This window comes from Mesorhizobium sp. M1006, from assembly GCF_040318825.1.
GTDB lineage: Bacteria > Pseudomonadota > Alphaproteobacteria > Rhizobiales > Rhizobiaceae > Mesorhizobium.
On the sequence record NZ_JAMYMZ010000003.1, the window covers coordinates 50,284 to 66,777 of the forward strand.

A 16,494-nucleotide genomic window follows, 5' to 3' on the forward strand; every position below is an offset into this window, starting at 1 on the left:
TTCCAAAGCTAGAAAAACGGTGCTTATATGCGGCCTTCGCGAGCCTGATAGAGGGGCTTGGAAGAACATCAGGGAGTGCTCAATGAAAAAGAAACTGACTTTTGCAGCCGCGTTGCTGGCTGCAAGCGTCCTCGGCGGCATGGCCAATGCAAAACAACTGGTCTATTGCTCGGAGGCTTCGCCGGCCGGCTTCGACCCGTCGCCATGGAGCGGCGGCAACGACTTCGACGCCTCGTCGCGCACCATCTATTCGCGCCTGGTCGAGTTCGAGCATGGCAAGACCACCATCTCGCCCGGCCTGGCCGAGAGCTGGACGGTTTCCGACGACGGTCTCGAATACACCTTCAAGCTTCGCCCGGGTGTGAAATTCCAGACGACCGATTATTTCACGCCGACGCGCGACCTCAACGCCGACGACGTGATCTTTTCCTTCGAACGCCAGTGGAAGAAAGAAAGCCCGTGGTACAGCTATCTGGAAGGCACCGGCTGGGAATATTTCACCGGCATGGGCTTTCCCGATCTCCTGAAGGAAATCGTCAAGGTCGACGACCTGACGGTGAAATTCGTGCTGAACAAGCCTGAAGTCGCGTTCCTGCCGGACCTCGGCATGGATTTCGCCTCGATCGTCTCCAAGGAATATGCCGACCAACTCGACAAGGCCGGCACCAGGCAGCAGTTCACCCAGAAGCCGGTCGGCACTGGTCCGTTCCAGTTCGTCGACTATCAGGTCGATGCGGTCGTGCGCTATGCAGCATGGGACGGCTACTATGGCGGGCGACAGAAGATCGACGATCTGATCTTCGCCATCACGCCCGATCCGGCCGTACGCGCACAGAAGCTGAAGGCGGGCGAGTGCGATATCATGTCATATCCGGCGCCGGCCGACATTGCCGGACTGCAGGCTGACGCGAACCTCAAGGTCGACGAGCAGGAAGGCCTGAACATCGGCTACATGGCTTACAACACGACGCAGCCGCCCTTCGACAAGGTCGAGGTCCGCAAGGCCCTCAACATGGCGGTAAACAAGAAGGCGATCATCGACGCGGTCTATCAGGGCGCCGGCGCGCCGGCCATCAACCCGATCCCGCCGACCATGTGGTCCTATAACAAGGACATCAAGGACGATCCCTATGATCCGGAGGCGGCCAAGAAGATGCTGGCCGATGCAGGCGTCAAGGATCTGTCGATGAAGATCTGGGCTATGCCGGTCAGCCGCCCCTACAACCCGAACGCCCAGCGCGTCGCCGAGTTGATCCAGGCCGACTATGCCGCCGTCGGCGTCAAGGCGGAGATCGTCAGTTACGAATGGACCGAGTATCGCCAGCGAGGCAAGGCTAAGGATCGCGACGGCGCCTTCCAACTGGGCTGGACCGGTGACAATGGCGATCCGGACAACTTCTTTTTCCTGCTCGGTTGCGATGCCATCGGCCAGTCCAATTATGCGATCTGGTGCAACCAGGAATTCGAAGCCCTGCTGAAAAAAGGCAAGGCGACGACGGACGTCGCCGAGCGCACCAAGATCTACGAGGAAGCTCAGGTGGTGTTCAAGCGTGAGGCTCCGTGGCTGACCATCGCCCACTCCAAGGTCTTCATGCCGATGAACAAGAAGGTGTCGGGCTTCGTTATGGACCCGCTCGGCATTCATCGGTTTGACGGCGTCGACGTCACCGAATAAGTCCTGAGAAATTGAACGGCGGCGCTGGACTTCCCGCGCCGCCGTTCTATGAAGCAAGATGCTCCGTTATCTCCTCCACAAGCTCGCTTTGATCATCCCGACCGTGTTCGGCATATCGCTGGCGGCGTTTGCTTTCGTCCGGCTTCTGCCCGGCGATCCTATCCTGGCCCTGGCGGGCGAGCGCGGCGTCAGCCCCGAGCGCTACGCCCAGCTCATCGAGCAGTTTGGCTACAACCGGCCCTATGTCATCCAATACCTGGAATATATCGGCAGGGTCCTGACCGGCGACTTCGGCATATCTATTGCCACCAAGCGGCCAGTGCTCGGCGAATTCCAGGCGCTGTTTCCAGCCACGCTGGAACTGGCGACAGTGGCGTTGATCATCGCCGTCCTGCTCGGCATTCCTGCCGGTATCTTCGCCGCGGTCAAGCGCGGCTCGTGGTTCGACCAGGCTACGATGGGTGTCGCGCTGACCGGCTATTCGATGCCGATCTTCTGGTGGGGGTTGCTGCTCATTATCTTCTTCTCCGGCTATCTCGGCTGGACGCCGGTTTCCGGCCGCATCGGCCTGCAGTATTTCTTCAGGCCGACGACCGGGTTCATGCTTATCGACAGCCTGATCTCCGGCAGGAGCGGCGCTTTCAAATCTGCCGTCAGCCATTTGATCCTGCCGTCGATCGTGCTGGCGACGATCCCGCTTGCCGTCATAGCGCGCCAGACGCGCTCGGCGATGCTCGAGGTGCTGGGCGAGGACTATGTCCGCACCGCGCGCGCCAAGGGCCTGGCGCCTCGCCGCGTCATCGGTCTGCACGCTTTTCGCAACGCGCTGATCCCGGTAGTCACCACCATTGGACTGCAGGTCGGCACCTTGATGGCGGGCGCCATTCTGACCGAGACCATTTTTTCCTGGCCGGGCATCGGCAAATGGATGATCGATGCCATCGGCAAGCGCGACTATGTCGTCGTCCAGAGCGGATTGCTGATCATCGCGCTGATCGTCATGGCGGTGAACCTGATCGTCGACGTGCTCTACGCCGTCATCAATCCGCGCATCCGGGTGCAGTGAGATGACCGACGAATCCGCCGCCGAAGCTACCGCCGCCTCCATCCCGACAGGCGGCAGGCAACGGGCTTTCGCCGAGTTCTGGCACTACTTCTCGATGAACACCGGCGCGGTCATCGGCCTTGTCGTGTTTTCGGCGCTGGTGCTGGTGGCGATCTTTGCGCCGTTCGTCGCCCCACATTCGCCCGACGAGCAGTTTCGCGATGCGCTGCTGGCACCCCCTGCCTGGCAGGAAGGCGGCAAATCGATGTTCCTGCTCGGCACCGACGCGGTCGGCCGCGACATGCTTTCACGGTTGATCTTCGGGGCGCGTTTCTCGCTGTTCATCGGTCTGGTGGTCGTTGTCTTCTCGCTCACCAGCGGCATCGTGCTTGGCGTGCTCGCCGGCTATTTCCGCGGCTGGGTCGACACTCTGATCATGCGCATCATGGATATCATCCTGGCCTTCCCGTCGCTGCTTCTGGCGCTGGTGCTGGTGGCGATCCTCGGCCCCGGCCTTTTCAATGCCATGCTGGCGATCGCGCTGGTGCTGCAGCCGCATTTTGCGCGCCTCACCCGCGCCGCCGTGATGGCCGAAAAGAACCGCGAATATGTCATCTCCGCCAAGGTGGCTGGTGCCGGTCATCTTCGCTTGATGGTGAGGACGATCCTGCCGAACTGCCTGGCACCGCTGATCGTGCAGGCGACGTTGTCCTTCTCCAACGCTATTCTCGAGGCTGCGGCGCTCGGCTTCCTCGGTGTCGGTGCGCAGCCGCCGACGCCGGAATGGGGCACGATGCTCGCCTCGGCGCGCGAGTTCATCCTGCGCGCGCCTTGGGTGGTGACCTTCCCCGGCCTTGCCATCCTGATCACTGTGCTTGCCATCAATCTGATCGGCGACGGCTTGCGCGATGCCTTCGATCCCAAGCTGAAGAGGTCATAATCCAATGCCTCTTCTCGAGATCAAGAACCTGACCGTTTCCTTCGACACCGCCGCTGGACCATTCATGGCGGTACAAGGCATCGACCTGTCGGTCGAACCGCGCGAGGTGCTGGCGATCGTCGGCGAATCCGGTTCGGGCAAGTCGGTGGCGATGCTGGCGGTGATGGGGCTTTTGCCCAACACCGCGACGGTGAGGGCCGACCGCATGGCCTTCGACGGCATCGACCTGCTCAAGCTCGGCCCATCCGAGCGGCGCAAGATCGTCGGCAAGGACATTTCGATGATCTTCCAGGAGCCGGTCGCCAGCCTCAACCCGTGCTTCACCGTCGGCTTCCAGATCGAGGAGGTGCTGCGCTTCCATATGGGCATGGACCGCGCCCAGCGCCGGGCGCGTGCCATCGAATTGATGAAGTTGGTCGGCATCGCCGACCCCGAGGAACGGCTGGGCTCCTTCCCGCACCAGATGTCGGGTGGTCAGTGTCAGCGCGTCATGATCGCCATCGCCATCGCCTGCAATCCCAAGCTTTTGATCGCCGACGAGCCAACCACGGCGCTCGATGTCACCATCCAGAAGCAGATCCTCGATCTGCTGGTCGGCCTGCAGGCCAAATATGGCATGGGCCTGATCATGATCACCCACAATATGGGGGTGGTTGCCGAGACCGCCGACCGTGTCATCGTCCAGTATAAGGGCCGCAAGATGGAAGAGGCCGACGTGCTGTCGCTGTTCGAGTCCCCCAAGAGCAACTACACGCGCGCGCTCTTGTCGGCGCTGCCCGAAAACGCCGTCGGCGACCGGTTGCCTACTGTTTCCGACATGCTGTTTGAGCCGGCCCCATCTGTAGTCGCAGCCCGGTCCGCAGGAGGAACCGCCTCATGAGCGTGACGGTAGTCGAAGGCAAGAACATCGTGCGCGACTATCATGTCGGTGGCGGGCTTTTCCGCCCCTCCCGTACGGTTCATGCGGTCAAGGGTGTTTCGTTCAGCGTCGACAAGGGCAAGACGCTGGCCATCGTCGGCGAGAGCGGCTGCGGCAAGTCAACACTCGCCCGCATCATCACCCTGATCGACCCGGCGACCTCCGGCGAGCTTTTCATCGACGGCAAGAAGGTAGACATCGGCAGGAACGGCCTGTCGAAGGAAATGCGCCGCAAGGTCCAGATCGTCTTCCAAAACCCTTATGGTTCGCTCAATCCACGCCAGAAGATCGGCGACGTGCTTGCCGAGCCGCTGCTCATCAACACCGACAGCACGGCCGACGAGCGGCGCGATCTTGCCATGAAGATGCTAAAGAAGGTCGGTCTCGGCCCCGAGCACTTTAATCGCTACCCGCATATGTTTTCGGGCGGCCAGCGCCAGCGGATCGCCATCGCCCGCGCGCTGATGCTCAACCCCAGCCTTCTGGTGCTGGACGAGCCGGTCTCGGCACTTGATCTTTCGGTGCAGGCGCAGGTGCTGAACCTGCTCGCCGACCTGCAGGACGAGTTTCAGCTAACCTATGTTTTCATCAGCCACGACCTGTCGGTGGTGCGCTACATCGCCGACGACGTGATGGTAATGTATTTCGGCGAAGCGGTCGAATACGGCTCGCGCGACGAGGTCTTCGCCGACCCCAAACACAGCTACACCAGGACGCTGTTCGCTGCGACGCCACGTGCCGACGTTGCCAGCATCAAGGCACGTTTGGCGAAGAAGAAGGCCGCCTGATCCGGCGAGGTTTGCCGGCCGGCTACCGCTTCTCGATCCCCGGAATGCCGGAGATCTGCTCGGCGAGAAAGTCGACCAGCAGTCGCACCCGGGCAATGCCCGCACGCTCCGGAACGATCAGCATGCTCAGCGGGACGGGAGGCGGAAAATAGCCCGGCAGGACCACTTCCAGCCGGCCGGCCGCCAGGAGATCGTCGACAAGCCAATGGTGGGCGGGTGCGATACCGCGTCCGGCGACAATGGCTTCGCGCGCGGCAAGCCCATGGTCGACGCGAAATCGACCGCCAAAGGGCACCGCAAAGCGTTTGCCGACCGGCCCCTGCAGGGCGAGTGTGTCGCTTCCTGCGATGTTCGACATCCGGATGCCTTCATGGCCAGGCAGATCCTGCGGGACAGCCGGTCTGCCCCGCGCCGCCAGATAGGCCGGCGCCGCCACCAGCAGACGCCGGGATTGCCCGAGCGCCCGCAGTTTCATTGAGCTGTCGGTGAGCGGACCCAGGCGAAGCGCAATGTCGACGCCCTCCCGCACAAGATCGATGCGCTCGTCGGTCAGGCTAAGATCGATGCCGATATCGGGATGGCGGTCCTGAAAGGCGAAGATCAGCCGGCTGACGTGCAAGACCCCGAGCGCCGCCGTGCAGGATATCCGGATCGTGCCGGCCGACGCGCCGCGCGTGCCCCGCGCCTCATCGCCGGCCTGCTCAACGAGGCGCAGGACCTGGACGCTGTCGGTATAGTAACGGCTGCCTTCATCAGTCATCGTCACACGCCGGGTGGTCCTGCTGAGCAAGGGCACTCCGACGGCCTCCTCGAGTTCTCGCAAATGCCGTGTGACCGTCGACTGCCCAACTCCGAGCTCGCGCGCCACCGCCGAGAGGCTGCCGCGCTCGGCGACGCGAACGAAGGTGCGCATGCGCTCGAGAGTGACGTCCGATCTATCCATTATTCGGCATTATCTTATACATTTCCTACATATAGCGGATCATTCCGCGGCTGGCTACCTTTGGTGTCTATCGTCCTTCTTCGGAGTAGACCCATGAAAGTCCTGCTTGTTTTTGCTCATCCTGAACCGCGTTCGCTCAACGGCGCGCTGCGCGACGTCGCCATCAGGGAACTCGAGGCCCAAGGCCACGAGGTGCGGGTGTCGGACCTCTATGCCGACGGCTGGAAAGCCGAGGTGGACCGTGCCGACTTTCCGTCGTGGCCGCCCGAAGCACGCTTCCTGCCGGCCGGCGCCTCCAAAAAGGCTTTTGCGACCAACACTCTGACCGATGACGTCAAAGCCGAGATCGACAAGCTGCTATGGGCCGACACCCTGATCCTCCAGTTCCCGCTGTGGTGGTACGCCATGCCGGCGATCCTCAAGGGCTGGGTCGATCGCGTGTACGCCTACGGCTTCGCCTATGGCGTTGGCGAGCACAGCGACAAGCGGTGGGGTGACCGCTTTGGTGAGGGAACGCTCGCCGGCAAGCGCGCAATGCTGATCGTGACCGCAGGCGGCTGGGAAGAGCATTACTCCGCCCGCGGCGTCAACGGCCCGATCGACGACCTGCTGTTCCCGATCAATCACGGGATTCTATACTATCCGGGCTACGACGTGCTTCCGCCGTTCGTGGTTTACAGGGTGGACCGTTTCGGGGAGGCGGATTTCGAGCCTGTCGCGGAGCGACTGCGCGAAAGGATGCGAACGCTCGAGACAATCCGGCCCATTCGTTATCGGCAGCAGAATGGCGGCGATTACTTGATCCCAAGCATGCAATTGCGCCCCGGCTTGGAGAACCCGGGTGCGACCGCCTTTGCGCTTCACGAGGATCGCGCCGGCGCCGCCGCCCACTCCGATCAGGACAGCCGGGCGATGATGGTGCGCAGCGCCTCGCCGAAGCGCCGGACTTCCTCGATCGTATTGTAATGCACCAGCGAGGCGCGCACGGCGCCGCTGTCCATGCTGAGGTTGAGCCGCTTCATCAGGCGCGGCGCATACATGTGGCCGTCGCGAATGCCGATCTGCATCTCGGCCATTTCCTCGACGATCCTCTGCGGCGACAGCGTGCCGACATTGAAGCAGAAGGTCGGCACGCGCTCGCTGAGGCGTGCCTCGTCGGCCACGCCGTAGATCGTCGCGCCGCAATCTTTGAGCACCGCCAGCATTTCGCGCGCCAGCACCTGTTCGTAGTCGCGGATGGCATTCATGCCGGCGACGATGTTGTCGCGGCGCGACCGGTTATTCTCGGACAAGAAATTGCGGCCGATCGATTCGAGGTAGCGCACCGCGGCATCCATGCCGGAGACGTTCTCGTAGATGAACGTGCCGGCTTCGATTTTGTGGGGCGGCTCGTCGGGGATGAAATCCTCGCGGAAGGTCGGCAAGCGCTTCAGTGTTTCGAAGCGGCCCCACAGGAAGCCCATATGCGGCGAGAAATTCTTGTAGCCGGAGCAGACCAGATAATCGCAATCCCAGGCCTGCACATCAATCAGCCCGTGCGGCCCGTAATGCACGCAGTCGAGGAACACTTCGGCGCCTGCCGCATGCGCAATCGCAGCCACGGAAGCAACGTCGACAATCGAGCCGATCGAATGCGCCGTGACCGTGCAGGCGACGAGCCGGGTGCGCTCTGAGACCAGCGGGCGCAAATCGTCGACATGCAGATTGCCGTCGTCGCGCATCCGCCACCATTTGAACTTGGCGCCGGCGGGCGCCAGCGCCAGCCACGTCGCGATATTGGCGTCGTGATCCATGTCGGTGATGACGATCTCGTCACGCTCCCCGTTTGGGCGCTCGGAAAGCATCTGGCCGATGCCGAGGCTGACCAGGCGGATGAACGAAGTGGCGTTCATGCCGAAACAGATCTCCGCCGGGTTGGTGGCGTTGATCAGCAAGGCCACGCTTTCGCGAGCGCCGGCGACGGCTTGGTCGACGGTGACGCTGCGGCCATAGCGGCCGCCGCGCTGCACATTATGCGCGACCAAATGGTTGGTGACCGCATCGAGCACGCTTTGCGGGATCTGCGCGCCGGCGGCATTGTCCATGAAGACGAAGTCCCCGGCTTGCTGCAAGGCGGGAAACATGGCGCGGATCGTCTCGACCGGGAAAGCTGCGGCATCGCCGGTTTTCGAAATCTGATGCTGGTTCAAGGTCGTCTCCTGCGAAGTGCGCTGACAGATTCAGCGGGTCTTTTCGGTTTGAAAGCGGCGTTCAAGGAGGCTGACGAGACGGACCATCGGCCAGAGAAAGATGAGATAGACCAGCGCCGCGCCGATCAGCGGTGAAGGATTGGCATAGAGCGATTGCGCGTTGGTCGCTTCCTTCAGCAGTTCGGGCAGCGCCACGGTGGAAGCGAGCGAAGTATCCTTGAACATCGAAACGCAATTGCTGGTCATTGGCGGAATGACGACGCGGATCGCCTGCGGCAGCACTACCTTGCGCAAGGTCAGCAAGAACGGCAGGCCGAGCGCCTGCGCCGCCTCGAACTGGCCGCGCGGAATACTCTCTATACCGGAGCGGAACACCTCGGCCGAATAGGCCGCCATGATGATGGCGAAGGCCATCACCGCGGACGTCCACGATGACAGGCGAATGCCGAGGAACGGCAGCGCATAGTAGATCAGGATCAGCACGACCAGCACCGGCATCGCCCGGAAAATGTCAATGTAGCCGACAGCCAGCAGCCGAAGCGGCTTTGGCGCATAGAGCCGCACCAGGCTGATCGCGAGGCCGACGGGAATACCGATGCCGATGCTCATGATTCCGAGCAGCAGGGTGTTCAGGAAGCCGCGCAACAGCGCCGGCAGGCTGGAGACCATGACGTCGGCGTTGAAGAAGGTGTCCAGCAGCGACATCGCAGCATTTCCGAAACGTTTGGCGTCCCGCGACGCTCGAGCCCGAGCCCGAAATCCGAAATCGTGCCGGCATCGAAAGCCGGCACGACATTTAAGCGTGAACTGCCGCTCAGGCCTTCGGCATAGGAGTTTCCTTGACGGTCGAGGAATCGGCAGGTGCGTCGCTGCCGAACCACTTCTTGTGGATCGCGGCCAGCGTGCCGTCCTTCTTCATCGCGGTCAGCGCGTCGTTCAGCTTGCCGAGCAGCGGGTGGTCCTTGGTCATCATCAGACCGTACTGCTCGCCGGTCTTGATGCGCTCTTTTACGGCGAGATCCTTCATCCTGGTGAAAGAATATTCCAGGCCCGGAATATCGCTGACCGCCGCATCGACGCGGCCGGAGCTGAGATCGAGCAGCAAGTTCTGCTGCGTGTCGTAGCCCTTGACGTCACTGAACCCGTCCGCTTCCTGGTGGGCCTTGACCCAGGCTTCGCCGGTCGAGCCGGACAGCACGCCGACGATCTTGCCCTTGAGGTCGGCCTCGGCCTTGATCGGGCTGTCGGCCTTCGCGGCGATGCCCATGTCGGAATCATAGTAGGGCTGCGTGAACGACTGAGACTTCAGCCGCTCCGGCGTGATGGTGATCGACGAGATGGCGACGTCGATGCGCTTCGAGGTGGTGGCGGCGAACAGCGCCTGGAAACCGAGATCGGCGATATCAGTGGTCATGCCGATACGCTTTGCCGCCTCATTGATGATGTCGACTTCGAAACCCTCGAACGTGCCGCTCTCGTTCTTGTATTCAAAAGGCGGATTGGTCGGATAGGCGCCGACATTCAGCGTGCCTTCGGCGTAGGCCGGGCCGCCGGCGATGCCGATGGCAGCAGCAAGAAGCAGCAGGTTGCGACGGGTGAAGTTCATTTTCGTTCCCTCTGGTTGTGATCGGACGGGTTTGGCCCCGCACGGTTTTGATGCGTCAAGTGACGGGACTGCCGGAAAGCCCTCCCGGCACGGCAGTCGCAAGACATCGGATGCTATCCAAAGTACCGCGCTTTTCAAGGCGAAAGTTTTAAGCTTAAAAAATTGCCGCGTGTTGCCGTCACTCCGGAATAACCGCCGTGGCCTGGATCTCAACCTTGGCGCGATCCTCGACCAGCGCCATCACCTGCATGGCGGCCATCGCCGGAAAATGCCGGCCGATCACCTCGCGATAAACCTCGCCGATCCCCTTGAGATTGGTCAGATATTCCGCCTTGTCGGTAAAGTACCAGGTCATAGAGGTGATATGTTCCGGCTTGGCGCCGGCCTCGGCGAGCACGGCGACAATATTGGCCAGCGTCTGCCGCACCTGGCCGACAAGATCATCGGTCTCGAAGCGGCCCTGTCCGTTCCAGCCGACCTGCCCGCCGACGAAGACAAGCTGCCCGCGCGCGGCGACGCCATTGGCGTAGCCGACGGGTTTCGCCCAGCCTTCCGGCTGCAGGATGGTGTGCATGTCAAAACCTCCCAATGCTCAAATCCGGTCGCTCAAAACTCGAAGACAATAATTTCACGCAAACTCCCGTCTCAGGCCGCTCCCATCACTTGCCGTGCAATCACCACCTTCTGCACGTCGGACGCTCCCTCGTAGATGCGCAGCGCCCGGATCTCGCGATACAGGCTCTCGACGATATGGCCCTTGCGGACGCCGTCGCCGCCATGCAGCTGCACAGCCTTGTCGATCACCTCCTGCGCTTTGTCGGTAGCGAACAGCTTGGCCATGGCGGCTTCGCGGGTAACCCGAGCGGCACCCATGTCCTTGGTCCAGGCGGCGCGATAGACCAGCAACGCGGCGGCATCGACATCCAGCGCCATGTCGGCGATGTGGCCCTGCACCATCTGCAGCTCGGCCATCGGCGCACCGAACAGCCTGCGCTCGGCCACTCTTGTGATGCTTTCGTCCAGCGCGCGCCGGGCAAAGCCGAGCGCCGCTGCGCCGACGGTCGAACGGAACACGTCGAGCACGGACATGGCGATGCGAAAACCGTCACCGGGTTTGCCGATCAGCGCCGAGGCTGGAATGCGTGCATTGTCGAAGGACAGCCGGGCGAGCGGGTGCGGCGCGATCACCTCCAGCCGCTCGGCAACGATCAGCCCCTCGGTTTCGGAAGGCACGACAAAGGCGGAAAGCCCCTTGGCGCCGGGCGCTTCGCCGGTGCGGGCAAAGACAGCATAAAAGTCAGCGATACCGCCGTTGGAGATCCAGGTCTTTTCGCCGGACAAGAGATAGCTGTCGCCGTCACGCATGGCCGTCATTTCCATATTGGCGACGTCCGAGCCCGAGCGCGGCTCCGACAGCGCGAAAGCCGAAATCGCCTTGCCGGCCCGTGTCTTCGCCAGCCAGTGCTGCTGGTCGGGCGTGCCGAACAGGCTGAGTGCGCCGGTGCCGAGCCCTTGCATGGCGAAGGCGAAATCGGCCAGCCCGTCATGCCGGGCCAGCGTTTCGCGCGTGAGGCAGAGCGTGCGCACGTCGAGCGGTCCCGGATTGTCCACATCGAACGCCGTTGGCTTCAGCCAGCCGTCTTTGCCAAGCCTCGCCACCAACTCGCGGCAGGCCGCGTCGACATCGTCATGCGCGACCGGCAGGTTCTTGGCGCACCATGCCTCCAGCCGCTCCGCCAGATCGCGGTGGCGATCCTCGAAGAACGGCCAGGAGAGGAAGGAACGGTCAGGCATTGCTGCCTCCACAATTCTCCGGCCCTGGCGCTCCACGGCGCCCCCCTCTGTCCTGCTGGACATCTCTAGGGGGGAGATTGGCGGCTTCGCTGCCACGGCTCTCCCTGCGATGTTGGAGATTGGCGAAAGCGGGCCTGATATCCAATCTCCCCCCTTGAGGGGGAGATGGCCGGCAGGCCAGAGGGGGGTGCTGTCCCGCCAGCGTGGAAGCGATCATCTCAATTTCCCTCGAACACCGGCTTCTCCTTGGCCACGAAAGCCGTGTACGCCCGCTCGAAATCGCGGGTCTGCATGCAGATCGCCTGCGCCTGCGCTTCCGCTTCGATCGCCTGGTCGAGACCCATCGACCATTCCTGGTTCAGCTGCGTCTTGGTCATGCCATGGGCGAAGGTCGGGCCGGAAACGATGCGCGCGGCCATGTCGAGCGCGTCGGCCTCAAGCGTTGCGGTATCGACCAGCCGGTTGTAGAAGCCCCAGCGCTCGCCTTCCTCGGCACTCATCGTGCGGCCGGTATAGAGCAGCTCGGCGGCGCGGCCCTGGCCAATGATGCGCGGCAGGATCGCGCAGGCCCCCATGTCGCAGCCGGCAAGGCCGACGCGGGTGAACAGGAATGCTGTCTTGGCCTGGGGCGTGGCGATGCGGATATCGGAGGCCATGGCGATTATCGCGCCGGCGCCGACCGCCACGCCATCGACCGCCGCAATAATCGGCTTGCCGCAATTCAGCATCGCCTTGACGAAATCGCCCGTCATGCGGGTGAAGGCGAGCAGCGCCTTCATGTCCATCTTGATCAGTGGGCCGATGATTTCGTGGACATCGCCGCCCGAGCAGAAATTGCCGCCATTGGGCAGGAACACCACAGCATCGACATCATCGGCGTAGACAAGGTCGCGAAATATGTCGCGCAATTCGGCATAGCTGTCGAAGGTCAACGGGTTCTTGCGCTCCGGTCGATCGAGCCGGATCTTTGCGATCTTGCCTTCGACCTGCCAGAGGAAATGCTTCGGCTTGCGGCCGGCCAGCTTCGTCATTCCCGTCCCTCCCAATTGCTGCGGAAGGAGGTCAGCATGCCGGTCAGCCTGCGCGCCTCATCCTCGCTCACATTGCCCAGCAACTCGCCGACCCATTTCTCATGCGCGGCGGCGATCACGGCGAAAATCTTCGATCCCTCTTCCGTCAGCCGCACCATCGAGGTGCGGCGGTCGCCATTGCGTCGGGCCCGCATCACCAACCCTTCCGAGACCAGCCGGTCGATGATGCCGGTGACATTGCCGTTGGACACCAGCAGGAAGCGCGAAAGATCGCTCATCAGCATGCCCTCCGGCGCGCGGTAGAGCGCGGCCATCACGTCGAAGCGCGGCAGCGTTGTGTTGAACTCTTGCCGCAGTCGTTCGCGCAGCTCGGCCTCGATGGTGCGCGAGGCGCGCAGCAGGCGTATCCACAGCCGCAGGCGGTCCTTGCCGGGTCCGGACGGGGCGGGCAGGGGACCGGCTACCATGTCTCACCTCCGGAGATCGAAATCGTCTGTCCGGTAATCGACCGGGCGGCGTCGCCACACAGATAAAGTACCGCGGCCGCAATTTCTTCCGGCTGGATGAAGCGGCCTTGCGGGTTGGTCGCGGCTAGGCTCGTCCGTGCCTGCTCGGACGAGCGGCCGGTCGTTTGGACGATGCGTTGGACGGTGCTCTCCAGCATCTCGGTTTCGACAAACCCTGGGCACACGGCATTCACTGTTATGCCGGACTTGGCGGTCTCGACGGCGAGTGCCCGCATCAGGCCGACGACGCCATGCTTGGCGGCAACGTACGCTGCGACATAGGGATAGCCTTTCAGTCCGGCGGTGGAAGCGACGAAGATGATACGGCCAGTCTTGCGCACTGCCATGCCGGCCAACGCCGGCTTCACCGTCAGGAACGCACCGGTCAAGTTGACGTCGAGCGTGCGCTGCCAGTCTGCCAGCGAGGTCCGCTGCGCCGGGGCACTGCCGGACATGCCGGCATTGGCAACGACGATGTCGAACGCTCCGCGTGCCGCTTCCGCGGCCTCGTAGAGCGACGCCATCGACGTCTCGTCGGTGACGTCGGCGGCAATGGCGAAGATGGACTTGTTCTCCGCGGCGACCTCGGCAAGCGGCTCCACGCGCCGGCCGCAGATGGTCACGTCAACGCCCGCGCCGGCCAGCGCCAGCGCGATCGCGCGGCCGACGCCGGAGCCGCCGCCGGTGACCAGCGCATGACGCCGCGAAATCGTCACCGCGGCACTCATACTTTCAGCCCCGCTGCCGCTTCGCGTTCGGCCACCCGGTAGAGCTGGTCGCGGCCGGGCAGATAGGGATCCGGCCATTTGACGCCGCGATCGCCAAGCGTGACAGCTGCGTGCAGCGTCCAATACGGATCGGCAAGATGCGGCCTAGCCAGCGCGACGAGATCGGCGCGGCCCGCCATCAGGATCGAGTTGACGTGGTCCGGCTCATAGATATTGCCGACCGCCATCGTCGCCATGCCGACCTCGTTGCGGATGCGATCGGAAAACGGCGTCTGGAACATGCGGCCATAGACCGGTCTTGCCACGGCCGACGTCTGGCCGGCCGATACGTCGCAGATGTCTACGCCGGCCTCATGCAGCAGCCGCGCGATCTCTACGGCATCGGCCGGCGTCACGCCTTCGATGCCCAGCCAGTCATTGGCGGAGATGCGCATCGAGATCGGCTTCTCGGCCGGCCACGCGGCGCGCACCGCATGAAAGATTTCCAAGGGGTAGCGCATGCGGTTTTCCAGCGAGCCGCCATAGGAGTCGGTGCGCCGGTTGGTCAAGGGCGTGATGAAGGAGGACAGGAGATAGCCGTGCGCGGCGTGGATTTCGAGCATGTCGAAGCCGCAGCGCGCCGCCATCTCGGCCGAAGCGACAAACTGGCCGCGCACCATATCCATGTCGGCGCGGTCCATCGCCTTCGGCACCTGGTTTTCCCGCGACCACGGCACGGAAGACGCTGCCATGACGGGCCAATTGCCTGAGGGCAGCGGCACGTCGGTTCCCTGCCAGCCGAGCCTGGTCGACCCCTTTGCACCGGAATGGCCGATCTGGGCGCAGATCTTGGCCTCGGTTTCGGCATGGACGAACTCGACCAGCCGCTTCCAGGCGACCTCATGCTCGGGCGCATAGAAACCGGGGCAGCCAGGCGTGATGCGGCCCTCCGCGCTGACGCACGTCATCTCGATGTAGAGGAGACCGGCGCCGCCCTTGGCCCGTTCGGCGTAATGGGCGAAATGCCAATCGGTCGGACAGCCGTCGACCGCCTTGTACTGCGCCATCGGCGAGACGACGACGCGGTTCTGCAGCGCCATGCCGCGCAGCCGGAACGGCGCGAACATCGGCGCGCGACGCAGATTGTTGCCCCCGGCGCCGGCCTGGCGCTGGAACCACTCCTCGGCGCCGGCCAGCCATTCGGCATCGCGCAGCCGCAAATTTTCGTGACTGATGCGTTGCGAACGCGTCAGCAGCGAATAGTTGAACTGCACCGGATCGAGGCCGAGATAGCGCTCGACCTCCTCGAACCATTCGAGCGAATTGCGCGCCGCCGACTGCAGCTTCAGCACTTCGGTGCGGCGGGCGTCCTCATATTTGCTAAAGGCGGCCTCGAGGTCTGGCTCGGACTCGACATAGTCGGCCAGCGCCACCGCGCTTTCCAGCGCCAGCTTGGTGCCGGAACCGATCGAGAAATGCGCGCTCGCCGCCGCGTCGCCCATCAGCGCCAGGTTCGTGTAGGACCAGCGTTCGCACAAGACGCGCGGGAAATTGATCCACGCCGAGCCGCGGATATGATTGGCGTTGGTCATCAGCGCGTGGCCGCCGAGATGACGGGCAAAGATGCGCTCGCAGACGGCAATCGATTCCTGCTGCGACATCGCGCCGAAGCCGAAGCGCTGCCAGGTCTGCTCGCTGCATTCGACGATGAAGGTCGCGGTATCGCTGTCGAACTGGTAGGCATGCGCCCACACCCAGCCATGCTCGGTCTTTTCGAAGATGAAGGTGAAGGCGTCGTCGAATTTCTGGTGGGTGCCGAGCCAGACGAACTTGCATCTACGAATGTCGATATCGGGCTTGAACACGTCGACGAAGGTGCTCCGCGCTTTCGAGTTCAACCCGTCGGCGGCGACAACCAGGTCGTGCGTCTCCATATATGGCTTGGGATCGGCGATGTCGGTTTCGAAGACCAGCTTGACGCCGAGTTCGCGCGCGCGCCGCTGCAGCAATGTGAGCAGCCGCTTGCGGCCAATGCCGCAAAAGCCGTGACCGGTCGAGACCGTGCGCACGCCGTCATGGATGACGGCGATATCGTCCCAATAGGCGAAATGCTTGCGGATCCAGACGGCGCTGACCGGGTCGTTTTTGGTCAGGTTCTCCAGCGTTTCGGCCGACAGCACGACGCCCCAGCCAAACGTGTCATCGGCACGGTTGCGCTCGAACACCGTGACCTCATGCGCGGCATCCCTGAGCTTCAGCGAGATTGCAAAGTAGAGCCCGGCTGGTCCGCCGCCGAGAACCGCAACTTTCATCGTGCGATCTCCTCTTCGCTTCTGTTTGTCGAGTTTACG

The 16,494-nt window shown here is 63.0% G+C and carries 16 protein-coding genes; 6 read left to right on the forward strand and 10 right to left on the reverse strand.

The window, feature by feature from the left end; all coding sequences use genetic code 11:
- Positions 1–82: 82 nt before the first annotated feature.
- The 5 genes from NKH60_RS03490 to NKH60_RS03510 are packed head-to-tail and all read left to right on the forward strand — an operon-like array spanning position 83 to position 5,367.
- A complete protein-coding gene (locus NKH60_RS03490) occupies positions 83–1,675 on the forward strand; it encodes an ABC transporter substrate-binding protein (RefSeq protein WP_352448537.1) in 1,593 nt (530 codons plus the stop codon).
- Between the two features lie 58 nt (positions 1,676–1,733).
- A complete protein-coding gene (locus tag NKH60_RS03495; RefSeq protein ID WP_023676822.1) occupies positions 1,734–2,741 on the forward strand; it encodes an ABC transporter permease subunit in 1,008 nt (335 codons plus the stop codon).
- A gap of 1 nt (position 2,742) precedes the next feature.
- Positions 2,743–3,660: an ABC transporter permease subunit gene (locus NKH60_RS03500; protein WP_023676823.1), complete on the forward strand. Its 918-nt coding sequence runs from the start codon at positions 2,743–2,745 to the stop codon at positions 3,658–3,660.
- Between the two features lie 4 nt (positions 3,661–3,664).
- The gene (locus NKH60_RS03505) at positions 3,665–4,540 is read left to right on the forward strand and encodes an ABC transporter ATP-binding protein (RefSeq protein ID WP_023676824.1); all 876 of its coding nucleotides are present in this window, start codon (positions 3,665–3,667) and stop codon (positions 4,538–4,540) included.
- The gene (locus NKH60_RS03510) at positions 4,537–5,367 is read left to right on the forward strand and encodes a dipeptide ABC transporter ATP-binding protein (protein WP_352448539.1); all 831 of its coding nucleotides are present in this window, start codon (positions 4,537–4,539) and stop codon (positions 5,365–5,367) included. The genes NKH60_RS03505 and NKH60_RS03510 overlap by 4 nt, the downstream gene beginning before the upstream one ends.
- A 22-nt stretch (positions 5,368–5,389) precedes the next feature.
- Here the strand turns inward: NKH60_RS03510 and NKH60_RS03515 are convergent, their stop codons facing one another.
- Positions 5,390–6,310 (reverse strand): LysR family transcriptional regulator, encoded by a 921-nt coding sequence (locus tag NKH60_RS03515; protein ID WP_352613844.1) that lies wholly within the window; start codon positions 6,308–6,310, stop codon positions 5,390–5,392.
- A 93-nt stretch (positions 6,311–6,403) separates the two neighbouring features.
- On the opposite strand from NKH60_RS03515, the gene NKH60_RS03520 reads away from it, so the two are divergent.
- The gene (locus tag NKH60_RS03520) at positions 6,404–7,276 is read left to right on the forward strand and encodes an NAD(P)H-dependent oxidoreductase (RefSeq protein WP_352540503.1); all 873 of its coding nucleotides are present in this window, start codon (positions 6,404–6,406) and stop codon (positions 7,274–7,276) included.
- Here the strand turns inward: NKH60_RS03520 and NKH60_RS03525 are convergent.
- The 9 genes from NKH60_RS03525 to NKH60_RS03565 all read right to left on the reverse strand — a co-directional run bounded on the left by NKH60_RS03525 (position 7,207) and on the right by NKH60_RS03565 (position 16,455).
- Complete coding sequence (locus tag NKH60_RS03525; RefSeq protein WP_352871234.1) at positions 7,207–8,499, reverse strand: cysteine desulfurase-like protein; 1,293 nt, start codon at positions 8,497–8,499, stop codon at positions 7,207–7,209. The two genes, NKH60_RS03520 and NKH60_RS03525, sit on opposite strands and share 70 nt — an antisense overlap.
- 30 nt (positions 8,500–8,529) lie before the next feature.
- Positions 8,530–9,204 carry an amino acid ABC transporter permease gene (locus NKH60_RS03530; protein ID WP_292656040.1) on the reverse strand — a complete coding sequence of 225 codons (675 nt, stop codon included), beginning with the start codon at positions 9,202–9,204 and terminating at the stop codon, positions 8,530–8,532.
- 109 nt (positions 9,205–9,313) lie between these two features.
- Positions 9,314–10,105 (reverse strand): ABC transporter substrate-binding protein, encoded by a 792-nt coding sequence (locus NKH60_RS03535; protein WP_352613846.1) that lies wholly within the window; start codon positions 10,103–10,105, stop codon positions 9,314–9,316.
- Between the two features lie 178 nt (positions 10,106–10,283).
- Positions 10,284–10,679 carry a RidA family protein gene (locus NKH60_RS03540; protein ID WP_352448544.1) on the reverse strand — a complete coding sequence of 132 codons (396 nt, stop codon included), beginning with the start codon at positions 10,677–10,679 and terminating at the stop codon, positions 10,284–10,286.
- Positions 10,680–10,750: 71 nt separating this feature from the next.
- Positions 10,751–11,899 carry an acyl-CoA dehydrogenase family protein gene (locus tag NKH60_RS03545; RefSeq protein WP_352613847.1) on the reverse strand — a complete coding sequence of 383 codons (1,149 nt, stop codon included), beginning with the start codon at positions 11,897–11,899 and terminating at the stop codon, positions 10,751–10,753.
- A 218-nt stretch (positions 11,900–12,117) separates the two neighbouring features.
- Positions 12,118–12,930 (reverse strand): enoyl-CoA hydratase family protein, encoded by an 813-nt coding sequence (locus NKH60_RS03550; RefSeq protein ID WP_352613848.1) that lies wholly within the window; start codon positions 12,928–12,930, stop codon positions 12,118–12,120.
- Positions 12,927–13,397 carry a MarR family winged helix-turn-helix transcriptional regulator gene (locus NKH60_RS03555; protein WP_023676834.1) on the reverse strand — a complete coding sequence of 157 codons (471 nt, stop codon included), beginning with the start codon at positions 13,395–13,397 and terminating at the stop codon, positions 12,927–12,929. The genes NKH60_RS03550 and NKH60_RS03555 overlap by 4 nt, the downstream gene beginning before the upstream one ends.
- Positions 13,391–14,164, reverse strand: a complete 774-nt coding sequence (locus tag NKH60_RS03560; protein ID WP_352470008.1) for an SDR family NAD(P)-dependent oxidoreductase — start codon at positions 14,162–14,164, stop codon at positions 13,391–13,393. Before NKH60_RS03560 ends, NKH60_RS03555 begins: the two co-directional genes overlap by 7 nt.
- Positions 14,161–16,455 (reverse strand): bifunctional salicylyl-CoA 5-hydroxylase/oxidoreductase, encoded by a 2,295-nt coding sequence (locus tag NKH60_RS03565; protein ID WP_352613849.1) that lies wholly within the window; start codon positions 16,453–16,455, stop codon positions 14,161–14,163. Before NKH60_RS03565 ends, NKH60_RS03560 begins: the two co-directional genes overlap by 4 nt.
- Between the last annotated feature and the right edge of the window lie 39 nt (positions 16,456–16,494).

Excerpts from the sequence above, each read along its gene's own strand:
- NKH60_RS03495 (WP_023676822.1), top strand. The coding sequence starts at position 1,734 with ATGCTCCGTTATCTCCTCCACAAGCTCGCTTTGATCATCCCGACCGTG.
- NKH60_RS03550 (WP_352613848.1), bottom strand. The coding sequence starts at position 12,930 with ATGACGAAGCTGGCCGGCCGCAAGCCGAAGCATTTCCTCTGGCAGGTC.
- NKH60_RS03535 (WP_352613846.1), bottom strand. The coding sequence starts at position 10,105 with ATGAACTTCACCCGTCGCAACCTGCTGCTTCTTGCTGCTGCCATCGGC.
- NKH60_RS03545 (WP_352613847.1), bottom strand. The coding sequence starts at position 11,899 with ATGCCTGACCGTTCCTTCCTCTCCTGGCCGTTCTTCGAGGATCGCCAC.
- NKH60_RS03560 (WP_352470008.1), bottom strand. The coding sequence starts at position 14,164 with ATGAGTGCCGCGGTGACGATTTCGCGGCGTCATGCGCTGGTCACCGGC.
- NKH60_RS03490 (WP_352448537.1), top strand. The coding sequence starts at position 83 with ATGAAAAAGAAACTGACTTTTGCAGCCGCGTTGCTGGCTGCAAGCGTC.
- NKH60_RS03555 (WP_023676834.1), bottom strand. The coding sequence starts at position 13,397 with ATGGTAGCCGGTCCCCTGCCCGCCCCGTCCGGACCCGGCAAGGACCGC.
- NKH60_RS03520 (WP_352540503.1), top strand. The coding sequence starts at position 6,404 with ATGAAAGTCCTGCTTGTTTTTGCTCATCCTGAACCGCGTTCGCTCAAC.
- NKH60_RS03500 (WP_023676823.1), top strand. The coding sequence starts at position 2,743 with ATGACCGACGAATCCGCCGCCGAAGCTACCGCCGCCTCCATCCCGACA.
- NKH60_RS03540 (WP_352448544.1), bottom strand. The coding sequence starts at position 10,679 with ATGCACACCATCCTGCAGCCGGAAGGCTGGGCGAAACCCGTCGGCTAC.
- NKH60_RS03505 (WP_023676824.1), top strand. The coding sequence starts at position 3,665 with ATGCCTCTTCTCGAGATCAAGAACCTGACCGTTTCCTTCGACACCGCC.
- NKH60_RS03515 (WP_352613844.1), bottom strand. The coding sequence starts at position 6,310 with ATGGATAGATCGGACGTCACTCTCGAGCGCATGCGCACCTTCGTTCGC.
- NKH60_RS03530 (WP_292656040.1), bottom strand. The coding sequence starts at position 9,204 with ATGTCGCTGCTGGACACCTTCTTCAACGCCGACGTCATGGTCTCCAGC.
- NKH60_RS03510 (WP_352448539.1), top strand. The coding sequence starts at position 4,537 with ATGAGCGTGACGGTAGTCGAAGGCAAGAACATCGTGCGCGACTATCAT.
- NKH60_RS03565 (WP_352613849.1), bottom strand. The coding sequence starts at position 16,455 with ATGAAAGTTGCGGTTCTCGGCGGCGGACCAGCCGGGCTCTACTTTGCA.